This is a genomic window from Streptomyces sp. NPDC005374 (genome assembly GCF_042872225.1).
Classification (GTDB): Bacteria; Actinomycetota; Actinomycetes; order Streptomycetales; family Streptomycetaceae; genus Streptomyces.
Map to the genome: position 1 here is coordinate 387,544 of NZ_JBIAKA010000006.1, position 13,871 is coordinate 401,414.

Annotated in this window: 9 protein-coding genes and 2 pseudogenes; 6 read left to right on the forward strand and 5 right to left on the reverse strand. The window is 67.6% G+C overall.

Features of this window, described 5'->3' with window-relative positions:
* Positions 1 to 95: 95 nt before the first annotated feature.
* Positions 96 to 551 (reverse strand): VOC family protein, encoded by a 456-nt coding sequence (locus ACFYRX_RS18000; protein ID WP_389100583.1) that lies wholly within the window; start codon positions 549 to 551, stop codon positions 96 to 98.
* A 128-nt stretch (positions 552 to 679) separates the two neighbouring features.
* Positions 680 to 1,213 (reverse strand): kinase, encoded by a 534-nt coding sequence (locus ACFYRX_RS18005; protein WP_389100858.1) that lies wholly within the window; start codon positions 1,211 to 1,213, stop codon positions 680 to 682.
* Between the two features lie 83 nt (positions 1,214 to 1,296).
* On the opposite strand from ACFYRX_RS18005, the gene ACFYRX_RS18010 reads away from it, so the two are divergent.
* Both ACFYRX_RS18010 and ACFYRX_RS18015 read left to right on the forward strand, forming a co-directional pair.
* Positions 1,297 to 1,788, forward strand: coding sequence for a DUF2975 domain-containing protein (locus tag ACFYRX_RS18010; RefSeq protein WP_389100585.1), 492 nt, complete (start codon positions 1,297 to 1,299; stop codon positions 1,786 to 1,788).
* Positions 1,788 to 2,009, forward strand: coding sequence for a helix-turn-helix transcriptional regulator (locus tag ACFYRX_RS18015; RefSeq protein WP_095878373.1), 222 nt, complete (start codon positions 1,788 to 1,790; stop codon positions 2,007 to 2,009). The genes ACFYRX_RS18010 and ACFYRX_RS18015 overlap by 1 nt, the downstream gene beginning before the upstream one ends.
* A 246-nt stretch (positions 2,010 to 2,255) precedes the next feature.
* On the opposite strand, the gene ACFYRX_RS18020 is transcribed toward ACFYRX_RS18015, so the two are convergent.
* Complete coding sequence (locus tag ACFYRX_RS18020; protein ID WP_389100587.1) at positions 2,256 to 3,320, reverse strand: sodium:calcium antiporter; 1,065 nt, start codon at positions 3,318 to 3,320, stop codon at positions 2,256 to 2,258.
* A gap of 132 nt (positions 3,321 to 3,452) precedes the next feature.
* Between ACFYRX_RS18020 and ACFYRX_RS18025 the strand changes: the two are divergent.
* The 4 genes and pseudogenes from ACFYRX_RS18025 to ACFYRX_RS18040 form a co-directional block, all read left to right on the forward strand.
* Positions 3,453 to 4,607 (forward strand): annotated as a pseudogene (locus ACFYRX_RS18025) (NAD-dependent DNA ligase LigA); the annotation flags it as partial.
* Between the two features lie 73 nt (positions 4,608 to 4,680).
* Positions 4,681 to 5,868 carry a tyrosine-type recombinase/integrase gene (locus tag ACFYRX_RS18030; RefSeq protein ID WP_389100589.1) on the forward strand — a complete coding sequence of 396 codons (1,188 nt, stop codon included), beginning with the start codon at positions 4,681 to 4,683 and terminating at the stop codon, positions 5,866 to 5,868.
* Entirely contained in the window at positions 5,865 to 8,393 is a 2,529-nt protein-coding gene (locus tag ACFYRX_RS18035) for a tyrosine-type recombinase/integrase (RefSeq protein WP_389100591.1), read from the forward strand. Before ACFYRX_RS18030 ends, ACFYRX_RS18035 begins: the two co-directional genes overlap by 4 nt.
* Positions 8,390 to 8,968, forward strand: coding sequence for a DUF6262 family protein (locus tag ACFYRX_RS18040; RefSeq protein WP_389100593.1), 579 nt, complete (start codon positions 8,390 to 8,392; stop codon positions 8,966 to 8,968). The genes ACFYRX_RS18035 and ACFYRX_RS18040 overlap by 4 nt, the downstream gene beginning before the upstream one ends.
* A gap of 425 nt (positions 8,969 to 9,393) precedes the next feature.
* Here ACFYRX_RS18040 and ACFYRX_RS18045 read toward each other — a convergent pair.
* Together ACFYRX_RS18045 and ACFYRX_RS18050 are read right to left on the reverse strand one after the other, a co-directional pair.
* A pseudogene (locus tag ACFYRX_RS18045) lies at positions 9,394 to 9,781 on the reverse strand (ISAzo13 family transposase); the annotation flags it as partial.
* A gap of 361 nt (positions 9,782 to 10,142) precedes the next feature.
* Positions 10,143 to 13,820 carry a family 78 glycoside hydrolase catalytic domain gene (locus ACFYRX_RS18050; RefSeq protein WP_389100594.1) on the reverse strand — a complete coding sequence of 1,226 codons (3,678 nt, stop codon included), beginning with the start codon at positions 13,818 to 13,820 and terminating at the stop codon, positions 10,143 to 10,145.
* Positions 13,821 to 13,871 lie beyond the last annotated feature (51 nt).

Genomic DNA, 13,871 nt, shown 5'->3' on the forward strand with positions numbered 1-13,871 from the left:
CCCCCGCAGGTTCAGTTGGATCCCATCGGCGCTCTTGGCGGCGCCGTGACTCCCATACTGGTCCCGCGGCGAGCACCAGGGATGAGCACGCGTACTCAACTCCCGCCTGAGTAACGGGCCTTCGGTGAGAGCGGAGGTGGGCGGGAGGCCGTGTTCTGGACGTCGTTCCCGTTGGCTCGCACAAAGAGGCAGAACGGGTGGCCCGCTGGGTCGCACAGGACACACACGTCGGCCTGAGGTTGCAGGTCGGCCACGGTTGCGCCCAAGGCAAGGGCATGCTCGACGGCTGACGGCAGATCGTTCACCTCGATGTCCAGATGCATCATCATCTGCTGCTCGGACCCCGTGGAAGGCCACCGCGGACGTGCGAAGAGAGGCTCTCTCTGGAACGACAGTCCGGCACCGCCGTCGGGCGCCGCGATCTCGACCCAGCCCGGTTCCTCCTTCCGCACCGGCCACCCGAGCAGGCCCTGATAGAACTGGGCCAGTTCATGGGGGTCCGGTGCATCAAGAGTGGTCGCGGCCAACGTGAGACGCGGTTCGGGCTCCATGCACTGCTGCTGCCCGGTTCCGCTGCTGACAGGCCGGCCGTCCACCGTCTGACCGACCTGCCCGAGCCGGGTGCACGGCGCCGACGGGCCACGATGGCCGCTGTGACGTCCGCGGTCTCTGCCGAGCGTCAACGATCCAGCGCAGGCAGGCCGACCAGGCCGGTGTCGCGCATGATGAGGTCGACGGACGCCTCCAGGGTGCTGTCCGCGCCGATGACGGTCTCGATACCGCCCGGCAGGAGGTCGAGAGGCCGGTACCAGTCACGCAGTTCCGTCTCACCGAACTCGTCAGCGACCGGCTTGGTGGCGTGCCGTACGAGGGTCTGCTCGAAAGGCACGTCCAGGTAGTAGGCGTGCGTCGGGCCGCGGTGCTCGGCACACAGCCGGGCGAGCATGTCGCCGTAGCGATCGGCGTACAGGACCCCTTCGACGACGACGTGATATCCCGCGTCCAGGGCATAACGGGCCGTGAGGTCGATCAGCCCGATGTTCGCCGCGCCCGGCCGGTCCCGCTCACGCAGTACGACACGGCGCAGATTGTCCTGGCCGACCAGAGCCAGGCCTCGGCCGAACGTCGCACGGAGGCCGGCCGCGACGGACGACTTGCCCGAGGCACTGTTGCCGCGCAGCACGACCAGCCGGGTGTCCTCGGTGCCCACCATCACGGCGATCACCCTACCCACGACCTTGCTTCGTCTATCGAAATTCGATAGATTCCCATCGTAATTCGATGGAAGGACGGGTCATGGGAAAGCTGACCGTAGGTGCGCTGCGCACCGTGCTCGTGGTGGTGTTCGTCGGCACCTTGTTCGTACAGGCAGGGATGGTGTGGGCGTTGGTCAGCGGGAACGACCCGGAGGACGGCACGCTCCCGCTGACCCCGCTGCGTGTGATCACGATCCTGGGCATGGTGTCGGTCCAGGTCGCCCTGGTCTCCGTAGGACGGCTGGTGACGATGGTGCGACGCGGAACCGTGTTCTCCCCCGCCGCCTTCCGGTACGTGGACGCCGTGATCGGCGCGATCGTGGTGGCCGCTCTCCTGTGGTTCACCGTCACGGCCATCAACGCGCCGGGCCAGCGGGACGACCCGGGCGTCACCCTCATCATGGGCGGGGTCGGCGTAGCCATCCTGGGAGTCGCGCTCATCGTGCTCGTACTGCGGATGCTGCTCGCCCAGGCCGTCGCGCGCGACGTCGAAGCGTCGCAGATGCAGGCCGAGTTGAACGAGGTGATCTGATGCCGATCACCGTCGACATCGACGTCATGCTGGCCCGGCGGAAGATGTCCGTGGGCGAGCTCGCGGACCGCGTGGGGATCACTCCCGCCAACCTGGCGGTACTCAAGAACGGCCGCGCGAAGGCGGTGCGTTTCGCGACGCTCGCCGCGCTCTGCGAAGTGCTCAAGTGCCAGCCGGGCGACCTGCTGCGCTGGGAGGCCGAGGACGCCGCGAGCGGATGACGTGCCCAAGGGCGAGCCTGAGAACGCCCACCTCTGCCGACGCACCTCTCCCGCCCGGGCCCTCGGAACCCGCCGGGCGAGCTGCCGGTCAACGCGCTCCTGCGCAGTCGCGGTGACACGCGGTGCCGCCCTACCGCGCACCACGGCGCGATGGGGCCAGGCCACATCGCACGCCCCCGATCAGGCGCGTGCAACGGACGCGGGAGAGCGGAAGGCCGCAGCGGCGACACCGGCAGCTGTCAGCTGTCAGCTGGCGATGGTGGCCAGTCCGGCGATCCCGACCAGGTAGACGACGATGGCGGTGATGCTGTCGATGCCCATCCGCGCGTACTGCCGGCGGGGCCGGAAGACGAGCCCCGTCATATAGATGACCGTGAGGATGATGCCGAGCGCGGTGAGATAGATGTCGGTGTCGTGCGCGGCCGGCAGGACCGGCTTGCCGGAGATGACCGTTGCCAGGAGGAACAGCACCGGCAGGAAGGCGTTGCCTCCGAAGATGTCGCTGACCGCGAGCTGGTAATCGCCCATCTTCGTGGAGGTCAGGCCGGTGCTCAGCTCGGGCAGCGACGTGGCTGCCGCCAGTACCGTGGCGCCGAACAGCACACCGCTCAGCCCCTGGCGGGCGAAGAACTCCTCGCCACTGCGTTCGATGACAACGCCCGCCACCAGGGTTGCCAGGGCCGCCGCACTGAAGACGAGCGCCGCGCGCGTGGTGCCGACGCCGTTTTCGGTGGCTGCCTTCTCCTTCTTCCCACGGGAGTGGCCGCGGGGCTCCGGCTGACCGTCGGGAGCGTCGCCGCCTTCCCGCCACGGCAGCCCCCGGCCCGCCCGGTTCAGCAGCACCAACCCGATCACCCACAGCACCACGATGGCCACCGACGCCGGAGCCAGCCGGCCGGCATGCAGGTCCGGCGACAGCTGGGTGCCCATGACCACCACCGCCAGTACAGCCACGACGAGCGCCCCCTCCAGGACCAGCAGGAGACTGGCGGCCAAGCGGGTCAGCGGCGCGCGGGGGCGAACCCCGGCAGCGTCCAGGACGGCGAGAACGACCGTCTGGACGGCGATGCCGCCGAGGATGTTGCCGACGGCGACGTCCAGTTGGCCGGCCAGCGCCGCTGAGACAGTGATGGCGATCTCAGGCAAGTTGGTGGCGACCGCCAGGAGGATGAGCCCGCCCAGAGCGCTGCCCAGATGAAGCCGCTCTGCCAGGACGTCGGTGGTGTCGGACAACTTGACACCCGCGTACCAGATGACGCCCGCACTGGCCACGAACAACGACAACAGCACCAAAGAACTCAAAGATCCCATGACGCCTCGTGTACCCAGCGACCACGCCCCCAGCAGATCCCTCGACCCACTGCGGTGGGACCGCCGACGGCCGCACCCTGCCGTACCGCCGTCGGCGGGGCATTGTCAGTGGTGGCAGGCAAGATAACGGACATGACCACACCCACTGTGCAGATCGTGGATGCCGCCGCCTACGCGCAGGCGGTCGAGGAAGCCGTGGAGGCCGCGGCCGCCTACTACACGGGCGCCACCTCGCCGCTGGACGACGATGCCTACGACCATCTGGTGCGCGGCATCGCGGCGTGGGAGGCCGACCATCCGGGCGAGGTGCTGCCCGACTCCCCGACCGGGAAGGTCGCCGGCGGTGCCGTGGAGGGCGATGTCCCGCACACGGTGGCGATGCTGAGCCTGGACAACGTGTTCTCGCCGGAGGAGTTCACCGCCTGGACCGCGTCGCTGTCCCGGCGCATCGGCCGTGAGGTCGAGCGGTTCAGTGTCGAGGCGAAGCTGGACGGCCTCGCGGTCGCCGCCCGCTACACCCGCGGCCGGCTCAGCAGGCTGATCACCCGCGGCGACGGCACGTCCGGAGAGGACGTCAGCCATGCGATCGGCACCATCGAGGGGCTGCCCCTCGAGCTGACCGAGCCGGTCACCGTGGAGATGCGCGGTGAGATCCTGATGACCACCGCCCAGTTCGAGCACGCCAACGAGGTACGCACTGAGCACGGCGGTCAACGGTTCGCGAACTCGCGTGGCGCCGCGGCGGGCACCCTGCGGGCCAAGGACCGTGACTACACAGTGCCGATGACGTTCTTCGGCTACGGCCTGCTCCCCCTGCCCGAGACGGATACGGCGCTCGCGGTACAGCTGCGCGAGGCCGCACACAGCGAACTGATGACGCAGGCCGCCGACTTCGGAGTGAACACCCCCGCCGCCACCGCTGTCCCCGGCGTCACCGCCACGACCGTGGAAGAGGTCCTGGCCCGGGTGCAGGAGATCGCCGCACTGCGGGCGGACCTGCCGTTCGGCATCGACGGCGTCGTCATCAAGGCCGATCCGGCCGCCGACCAGCAGGCGGCCGGATCCGGTTCGCGGGCCCCGCGCTGGGCCATCGCCTACAAGCTGCCCGCCGTCGAGAAGATCACCCGGCTGCTCGCAGTGGAGTGGAACGTCGGCCGCACCGGCATCATCGCCCCACGCGCCGTCCTCGAGCCGGTCACCATCGACGGCGCCACCATCACCTACGCCACCCTGCACAACCCGGCCGACATCACCCGCCGCGACCTTCGCCTGGGCGACCACGTTATCTATAGGAGTCAAACGGCCTCTGGCACATGAGTGTTGAGGGCTCATTCTTATGCCCCTGAAAGGTATCTGATAGGTGTCTGTCACGACTGGCACGTTTGCAGCCATGTCCCCTCGGTATACCGCTGAACGCGCTATCTCCCCCCGCGACGAATCCGTGGCATGGGTGGTGATCTCCTCGGAGTACGAGCTGCATGTGGAGGCGTGCGCCTACTTGGTGAGCCTTCGGAGGGCGGACCGTTCGATCAATACCGAGCGTACGTACGCCTCTCGGGTCGCCTTGTACCTGTCGTACTGCACGGATTGCGGCCTGGACTGGAAGGAGCCGGGGCTGCCAGGGCTGGCCCGGTTCTTGCACTGGCTCATTGATGAGCCGCTGCCGTCACGGACCCGGAAGAAGCGAGTCGAGGGGCGCTTCCGCGAGAAGAAGACCGCCAACCAGATCATGACAACTGTCTGTCAGTTCCTGCGGTTCTGCTCCCAGCAGGGATGGGTGCCGGCGGGGACTGTCGCTCAGCTGTCTGAGCAGAAGTACCTGTCCTATCTGCCGCAAGGCTACGACCCGGGCGAGGAAGGACAGTTCCGCACCGTGCGGACGAAGGCGATCAAGTTCGATGTGGCGGTCGAGGGCTATGAGTGGCTGAACCCCGAACAGTTCACGACGCTCATCGGACTGACCAGGCATGCCAGGGACCGCTTCTTGGTGGCTCTGCTTGCCGGCACCGGCGTCCGGATCGGAGAGGCCCTGGGATTGCGACGGGAGGACATGCACTTCCTGTCGAACTCCGCCGGGCTCGGCTGTCAGGTCGCCGGTCCACACCTCCACGTCCGGCGGCGGCGCAATTCCAACGGCGCGTTGGCCAAGGCGCGCATGCCGCGGTGGATTCCGGTGACGACCGAGCTGGTGACGCTCTACACGGACTACGTCTTCGAGCGGGACCAGGTCGAAGAGGCGGCCGATGTCGACATGGTGTTCGTCAACCTCTTCAAGTCCCCGCTGGGCCGCGCGATGACCTATCACAACACGAAGGACCTGTTCGACCGGCTGGCGACGAAGGCAGGGTTCCCGGCACGGCCGCATATGCTGCGGCACACCGCAGCGACCACCTGGATCCGCAACAAGACCCCGCGCGACGTGGTGAAGAACCTGATGGGGCACGTCTCTGAGTCGTCGATGGAGCCCTACGTCCATGCGACGGACGAAGACAAGAGGGAGGCCGTCGAACGCGTCGCGGCGATCCAGAAGAGCCAGGGCCTCGCGTGAACGGGAACCTCGCGGAGGTCATCGACCTGCCCGGCCGGTCCGCACCCGACCAGAGTGCCTGGGTGGCCTGGCTGAAGTCGCAGTTACTGGAGGACTGGCGGCCTGGCGAATGGGACGGCGGATCGTGGCTGTTCACCGGCGATCTCGACAGCGACAAGACGGTGGCATGGCCATGCGTCATCGACACGTGCCCGGTGATCCACAAGGCCCGGAACCGGCGGTGCAGGTCCTGCGAGGACCACTTTCGGCTCAGCGACTTGACCGAGGAGGAGTTCAGCGTCGCCTACCAGCCGAGCCGGAGCCGCGTCTACAGGCGGGCATTGCTCTGCACCGTCGAACGCGACGGCGAACGGTGCCAGCGCGAACTGCATTCCAAGGGCCTGTGCCGCGGGCACAGCATGCGGTGGATCAAGGCCAGTCGGGCGGCGGACAAGCGCCGGCCGTTCGACGGGACGCTTGAGGAGTGGGTCCGCGATGTCGCAATGCCGCTCGGTGCCTGGCCGGACTGCAAGGTGGCTGGTTGCCCCCTTGAGCAGGTCACGCTCACGACGGGGCTGTGCCGGATCCACTACCAGTGGTGGTCCAAGCACAAGGAAATCATGAAGGTCGCGGACCTCGATGACTGGATCGAGCACACGACGCCCTACATGGCCAGTCACCAGTTCTCGTTGGCGCCGTTGAGCGACATCGCAAGGCTGGAGGTGCTCTACGCGCTTCAGCAGCGTGATCTGCGCACGCGGGTGATGCAGCCCTCCCCGATCCGACCGGTGATCAAGGAACTCGCCGGGGTGGCCTGCCTGTTGACCGCGAAACCCGAGACGTTCTCTCCCGTCGGATGGCCCGAGGTGTCGAACCGTATTTCCGTACTCCGGGACATCGCCTGGATCATCGAACGCGGGCACGACCAGTTCGTGGGGGTCAAACCCACCGACAAGCTGATCTGGGACATGAGGGCGGTGAATGGGCCGATCGGCCTCGGTCCGGGGCGAACTGGGTCGGCCTGGCGATCGGGCAAGGTCGATTTCACGGTCATCAAGCAACTGTGGCTGCGCGATGCGCTGATGGAGTGGGCCCGGTCCACCCAGCCGGACAACAACCGTTTCCGCCGCCACTTGGATGCGTGCCTCCTGACCTCCACGGTTCTGCACCGTCAGCCCGGCGGAGGGCTGAACCCGGCTCAGGTGCGGTACACCGACATGGCTTTGGTCGTGGAGGGCTTTCGCGCGATGACCAAGAAGGACGGCGATCTGTTCTCCAGCAAGCACCGATCGGACTGCCTGTCCATGCTGCACAACGTCCTGGACTTCGGCCGCCGAGCCGGACTGCTGAACGATCTGCACGGCACGTTCGGCCGCCACAAGTCGCTTCGGATTATCCGCGAGGAGTCCAACGAGGATGAGATCGGCAAGGCGATCCCCGAGTCGGTGATCCGCCAACTCGACGGTTGTCTCGGTGGTTTCGGCACCGGTTTTCCCTACCGCGGCTATGCCGAGGACGACATCGCGGCCATGTTCCAGGCGGTTTACCGGGTCCTTCGGGACACTGGCAGGCGGCCGTGGGAAGTGGTAAGTCTGAGGCGGGACTGCCTGGAGTTCGCGGGCAATGACATCTTCTTGATCTGGAACAACTACAAGGGCAAGCGGCTGAAGCGACGGCTGCCGATCACCCGGGACACCGCCGATGACATTCAGAGCTGGGCCGCTCACAGAGACGGGCTGGTCACGCCCAGGCGAAGCGAGAAGTACCTGTTCCCCGCCATCTCTGACAGCGGCAAGTACCCTCACCTGACGTCGGGATATCTCGCGCGGGCAATGCGCCAGTGGGTGCAGCCCCTCGACAGAGTTGACTCCGAGGGGACAGGCCGGGACGGCCTGCCCGTCCCGTTCGACAAGAACAAAATCTTCCCTTACGCGTTCCGTCACTCCTACGCTCAGCGGCACGCGGACGCTGATGTCCCGATCGACGTGCTCAAAGAGCTCATGGATCACAAAAGTGCCGATACCACGGCCCGGTACTACAAGGTGTCGTTGAAGCGGAAGCAGGAGGCGGTCAAAAAAATGCGCCTGCACGTCGTGGATCGGCACGGCAACCCTGCCCCGATGGCGTCGAACAGAGCCTACGAGATACGGGCAGTGGCGGTGCCGTTCGGCGGGTGCACCGAGCCGTCGAACGTCAAGGCGGGCGGCCATGCCTGTCCGATCCGGTTCCAGTGCGCCGGATGCGGCTTCTACCGTCCCGACCCGTCCTACCTCGCAGCGATCGAGGACCACATCCGGGACCTGAAGGCGGACAAGGAGACCGCGCTGGCGATGGGCACAGACGAGTACGTCACCCGCAACCTGCAGGACCAGATCGACTCGTTCAAGAAGGTCGCGGCGAACATGCACGAGCAGATCGAAGCTCTACCGGAGAACGAGCAAGAAGGGTTGATGGAATCGGTGAAGGTCCTACGTAAGAGCCGGGCAGCCAAGGGCCGGATGATGCTGCCGCTGACCGTGATCAGGCCGGGTGAGTCCAGCGCATGACAGGCGAACGCTCCCCCCGTGAAGTGCTCGCCGCCTCTCGCCGCAAAGACAGCCGGGACAAGCGGGCCAGGGTTGTGGCGGTCGTGGACCAGATCGCGGCCCGCGGCGACGCGGTCACCTTCGCGGCCGTGGCCAAGGAGGCCGGAGTGTCGAATTGGCTGGTATATGCAGAAGGCGTCCGCGAGCACATCGAGGCGGCACGCAAGAAGCAGGCGGGCCAGCCACGCCGGGAGACCCAGTCCGGGCTGTCGTCGAGTGCGGCAAGCCTGCGGACGGACCTGCAACTGTCCAAACAGCAGGTTGCCGCTCTGCGTGGCGAGCGCGACAGGCTGAAGGCGGCGCTTCAACGGCAGCTCGGTCAGCAACTCGATCAGGTTGGGGCCGCCGACCTGGTGGCGAGGGTGGAAGAGTTGACCCGCCAGCACGAGGCACTGACTGCCGAGCGTGACACCCTCCGCCGGGAGAAGGCCGGGCTGGAGGAACAGCTGGCCGAGAGCGAGGAGGACCTGGCAGCGGCCCGCTCCAGCCTCAGGCGGATGATCCGGGCTGAGAACGCTGGCCCGTTCTCGGCCTGAGACAAGTCCGTACGCAACTGAGCACGTTCATCTGTGCTTCCCCCCTCGAGAGAGGAGGGAAGCACAGAGATACGTGCTCAGGCTGCGCCTGGGAGCGAGTCCTGGGCACCGGCGGGGCTCCGAGCCGGGCGGTCAGATCGGCCGGGCCGAGATAGGCGATGGCCCGCAAAGCCATGCCCCTGACCGGGAAGAGGCGGTGTTCCAACCCTGCAGTATTCAGGGGCAAGGTGTTCCCGCCAGCTCACACTCTTGCACAGGACGATGTAGAGGGTGCCCCGCAACGCAGCCCGGTCATCCGTCGGCAACCGCCCGGGAAACCGACGTTGGGGCTTCCCTCAAGGCCGGGTAGTTAGGACCTGTGGATCAATAACTCGCCTTCTTGATCTCCGCTGTGGGGATGCCGAGGTGTGCGGCAAGTTCGGTGAGAGGCAGTCGGCAAGGGTGAGGCCGGGACATCGGCCGGTGTAGAGGCCGGGCTGCGGGGGTCTTCTGCCGGTCGCCGCCGCGTCGTTGCTGGAGGCCTTCTTCTCGCTGGGTCTCGCGGGCCACTGCCAGTTCGGCGAGCAGTTGGTCCCACCGAGCTGGGCGGATGCCGGTCAGGGCCGGATGAGCGAGCCGCTCTCGGCTGGGGCCGGGCTGGTCCTGGGGAGGGATCGGGGGGATCCCGCCCCGGCAGTGCTCCTTGGGTCGGAGGCTGTAGTTCCAGTCGCCGTGCCAGTCGTGGCGGTGCAGGGGCAGCGCGTTCAGCTGCCGGTCGCTGATGCGGGCTCCGGTCTTGTAGGGGGCGGTGTCAAGTTCGGCGTGCACGGTCAACCGGTGGTGGCGAGCCTGGACGGACACGGACCCGCCCTCCGAGCTCCAGGCCCTGATCGACGCGGTCACCACCGGACACGGCATTGACCTCTACCTAATAGATCCAATGCTCTGTCACCGCCTAGCAGCAACTCGTCTTCCTGGTCAGGCACTTCGCTTCTTGCGGTCCGCAGAAGGCCGCGTGCTGCTCAATGGATCCGGCGCTCACGCCACCGGGCGGGCACGCCACCCCATGAGCGGTCTGGCCTCCCGGCCGACCAGCAGGGGCACGGTCTGACGACAGAAGTCGAGTGCTTCCGGCAGCGAACGTGCTCACCTGCTGGCGCTACGGCACCGAGCCTCACCGACCCGCCAGGTCCCGTCAGGCGTTGAAGCGGTACGACCCCGCCCGTGCCCGGTACACCTTGTAGGCGGCACCGCCGAAAGTTTCGTCACGGACGTGGGCCACACCCCGGGGAGCGGTGACGGGCTTGTCCTGGGTGGGCACCCAGATCTCGGCGTCGGTGTTGTACGGAACCCTCACCGCGAGCTCGATGCGCCCGTCCGTACGCCGCCGCCACTCCGAGGAGACCGTGCCCCGTACCGTGTCGATCGAGGCACCGACGTGGTCGAGAGTGGCGGGTGACAGGTCGGTGTCGTCGACGCTCGTCGGGACCTGGCTGTTGACCGCGACCGAGGGGACGTACGGGCGGATCCGCAGCGTCTCGTAGGCGGTTGAGGTCGGCCTGATGCCGGCCAGGCTCTGGTAGAACCAGGTCGCCACGTTGGAGCGGTAGTGGTGGTCGACCGAGAGGCGGTCGGTCCACTGTTCCCACAGCGAGGTGGCGCCCTTGGCGATCTGGTAGACGTAGCCGGGCACGCCGGTCTGGGTGACGGCCTTCAGCGCGATGTCCGTGTAGCCGTACTCGCTGAGGATGTTGAACTCGTATCGCGAGCCGTACATGTCGTTCTGGATGTGCTGGTCGGCGGCCGTGATGCGGTCGGCGAGCAGCTTCGCGAGCGCCTTCTTGTTCTGCGCGAGTGTCTTCGTGCCGGACAGGTAGCGGGGGTCGTCGCGGTCCAGGTCCGAGCCGGGCACCAGGTTGAAGGCGATGGCGAGCGTGTTCTCGCTGGAGATGCTGCCCTGCGTGAACCAACCCGAGGAGGCGTCCCAGTAGTCGGCGATGAACGCCTTGCGCAGGGTGCGCGCCAACTGGGCGTAGTGGACGGCCCGTTCGGTACGGCCCAGCCTGCGGCCCACCTCGTCCATGTAGTCGCAGAAGTGGATGTAGAAGGCCAGGCTGATGACGGCGTTGCTGCCGGGGGCCTCGGCACCGGAGTAGGCGCCGAGCGAGGCCTCGAACTTGTAGTCGTTCTCGGCGGTGAACAGCGTCTCGTAGTACTTCAGCAGCGTGTCCTGGTGCTCGTACAGCTCGGCGAAGAGGCTGCTGTTGCCGTAGTACGTGTACAGCTCCCTGGGGATGACGAAATACGCCGAGTCCCAGGCCGGGACCGCCTTCCATGTGGCGTTCCAGCCGGGGGTGTGGTCGTAGCCGTATCCGCCCTTGGCGATCGGGACGAACATGGGCAGCTGGCCGGTGGAGATCTGGGTGTCCGGGAAGTGACGCAGGTAGTTGGTGAGAACCCCGTTGACGTCCCACGTGAGGGATTCGGACTCGGAGCTGGCCATGGCGTCGCCGGTCCAGCCGTTCTTCTCGCGGGACGGGGTGTCCGTGGGCTTCTGCACGAGGTTGTTCTGCTCGGCCCACTCCAGGTTGCGCTGGAGGCGGTTGAGGAGGGCGTTGTCGGTGGTGAAGGTGCCGGTGCGGGCGAAGCCGGAGCGGGCGACGCCGACGGTCAGGACGTCCGCGTCCCGGGTGAGGTCGAGGGGTCGGCCGAGAACGGCCTCGAGGTTCATGACCTCCAGGTAGCGGAAGCCGAAGTGGCTGAACTGCTGTTCCCAGGTCTGCGTCGACCGGCGGCCCAACGTGTAGTAGTGCGTCTGGAGATTGGCGTCGTGCTGGAAGTTCTCCTCCTCCACGGAGAAGGGGGAGGCGGCCGTGCCGTCGCCGCCGGTGACGCGGTTGCCACCCCGGATACGGAGGGTGAGGCCCTCCTTGTCGGAACGGACACCGGTGAGGGACAACCGGACGAGGCCGGTCATGATCTGGCCGTAGTCCAGGACCCAGACGCCCGAGCCGGGTGCCGTCTCGGTGAGCGATATCGGGCGCAGGGTCTGGTTGACCAGCACCGGTTCCGCCTCGTGGGCACGTACGGCTGCCGGCCGGAAGCCGTCGGGGACCGTCGTGGCGGGGAGTGCGCCGTGGTACTCGGGGTTCGGTCCGGAGCAACTGCCCGGCGGGATCAGCACGGTGGCCGGACGCCAGTCGCGGCCGGTGCGGTGGCCGGCCGAGCGCCAGTCCCCCAAGTCGTCGGCGCGGCGGGCGTCGTACTTCTCGCCCGAGTAGACCGAGTCGAGGGTCGTGGGCCCGTCCGTGGTGAGCCAGTCCTTGTCGGTGACCAGGGTGGTGGCGGAGCCGTCGGCGTACGTCACGACGAGCTTCGCGCGCAGGCGGGGCGCGCCGATGTAGGGGGCGAGCTGCCAGTACCACTCCTGAGGGGTCGTCACCCCGTACCAGCCACGGCCGAGTTCGGCGGCGACGACGTTCTCGCGGCCGTTCCGGAGCAGTGCGGTGACGTCGAAGGTGTCGTACAGGACGGTGCGGTCGTAGGTGCTCTGGTCCGTCAGAAGGCGGGGCACGTTGGTGCGGTCGTGGGTCGCCCGTTCGCCGTCGACGGTGATGGGGTCACCGTTGACGGTGAAGGTGACGTTGCCGGCGGCGCTCAGGTGCAGGCGGGCCTTGGAGACACGACGGCCGCGGGGCAGGGTGAAGGCGCGACGCAGCAGGGGTGCCGGGTTGGCGATGGGGAGAATCGCGTTCTTGGCGGGGATGAAGGGGTTCTTCGGCGGGAAGGTCAGGCCGGAGAGCGTGCCGATACCGGACTCGAACGGATTGGCCCCGGTGGTGAGGTCGACGGCGAAGTCGGGGGCGCCGGTGCCGGCCACCTTGACGTGGCGGATGGTGGCGCTGGTGCCCCCGGCGAAGCCGAAACTTCCGTGGCGGCGGATCTGGTCACCGGTGAGAGCGCGGCTGTCGACCTCGACGCCGTTGACCGTGGTGGTGACGGTGAGGCCCACGGCCTCGACCAGGACGGTGTGGTCGCGGGTGGCCCAGGTGTCCTTGGTCAGGCCGGCCGAGGCGGGGAGAGTGACCGTCGCGACGGGGACGGTGCGGGTGCCCGAGACGGTGGGGTTGGTCTCGCTCTGGGGGTCGTAGTGGTTCACGCCCCAGTCCGGCTCGGAGGTGCCGTCGTCGATCCAGGTGTTGCCGGCGTAGTGGCGGGTCGTCATGACGAGCTGCATGTCGTCACCGCTCTGCCTGAAGGTCCAGTTCAGGCCTTCGCCCCAGGTCTTGCCGATGGGCTCGGCGCGCAACAGCAGGGCCAGGCCGGCGGTGGGATCTGCGCCACCACGGAAGACGACGGTCGCGGAGAGGTCACGCCAGTCGTGGTCCTGGGGCTGGCGCCCGCCGATCCACCGCGCACCGGACCAGTCCTTCTCGCCCTTCAGCAGCCCGGTCTCCCACCTCGCGGGCTCACTCCACCGGCCGGGGGTGCCCTTCTCGTCCCAGGTCCGCACCCGCCAGAAGTACGCCCGCTCTGACGTCAGAGCCCCTCCCCCGTAGGCGACTCCGGTACTGCTGGAGCTCGCCACCTTGCCGCTGCGCCAGACGTCCGCGCTGCCGGGGCCGGTGCCGACCTGGATCTCGTACGCGCTCTGCCTGGCGACCGGGGGCACCCAGCTGAAGGCCGGCTCGGTGTCGGCGCCCAGCGGCTCGGTGCGGGAGTTGACCTGCAGCCCGGCCGGTGCGGCCACCCGTCCGCCCGCCGCATGGGCATGCGGCGCGGCGGCGAGCGGGAGGGAGGCTCCGGCCGCCGCCGCGGTCATGATGCCGATCATGCGCCGACGGCTCAGGGCACTTCTGTCGTCCTCGTCCACGGATCGTTCCTTTCGTGAGCAGAAGACGCTGAAACGATTCAATACCTTCCA

Bases quoted from the DNA above. Each gene is read 5' to 3' on its own strand.
- ACFYRX_RS18000 (WP_389100583.1), bottom strand. From the start codon at position 551: ATGGAGCCCGAACCGCGTCTCACGTTGGCCGCGACCACTCTTGATGCA.
- ACFYRX_RS18005 (WP_389100858.1), bottom strand. From the start codon at position 1,213: ATGGTGGGCACCGAGGACACCCGGCTGGTCGTGCTGCGCGGCAACAGT.
- ACFYRX_RS18010 (WP_389100585.1), top strand. From the start codon at position 1,297: ATGGGAAAGCTGACCGTAGGTGCGCTGCGCACCGTGCTCGTGGTGGTG.
- ACFYRX_RS18015 (WP_095878373.1), top strand. From the start codon at position 1,788: ATGCCGATCACCGTCGACATCGACGTCATGCTGGCCCGGCGGAAGATG.
- ACFYRX_RS18020 (WP_389100587.1), bottom strand. From the start codon at position 3,320: ATGGGATCTTTGAGTTCTTTGGTGCTGTTGTCGTTGTTCGTGGCCAGT.
- ACFYRX_RS18040 (WP_389100593.1), top strand. From the start codon at position 8,390: ATGACAGGCGAACGCTCCCCCCGTGAAGTGCTCGCCGCCTCTCGCCGC.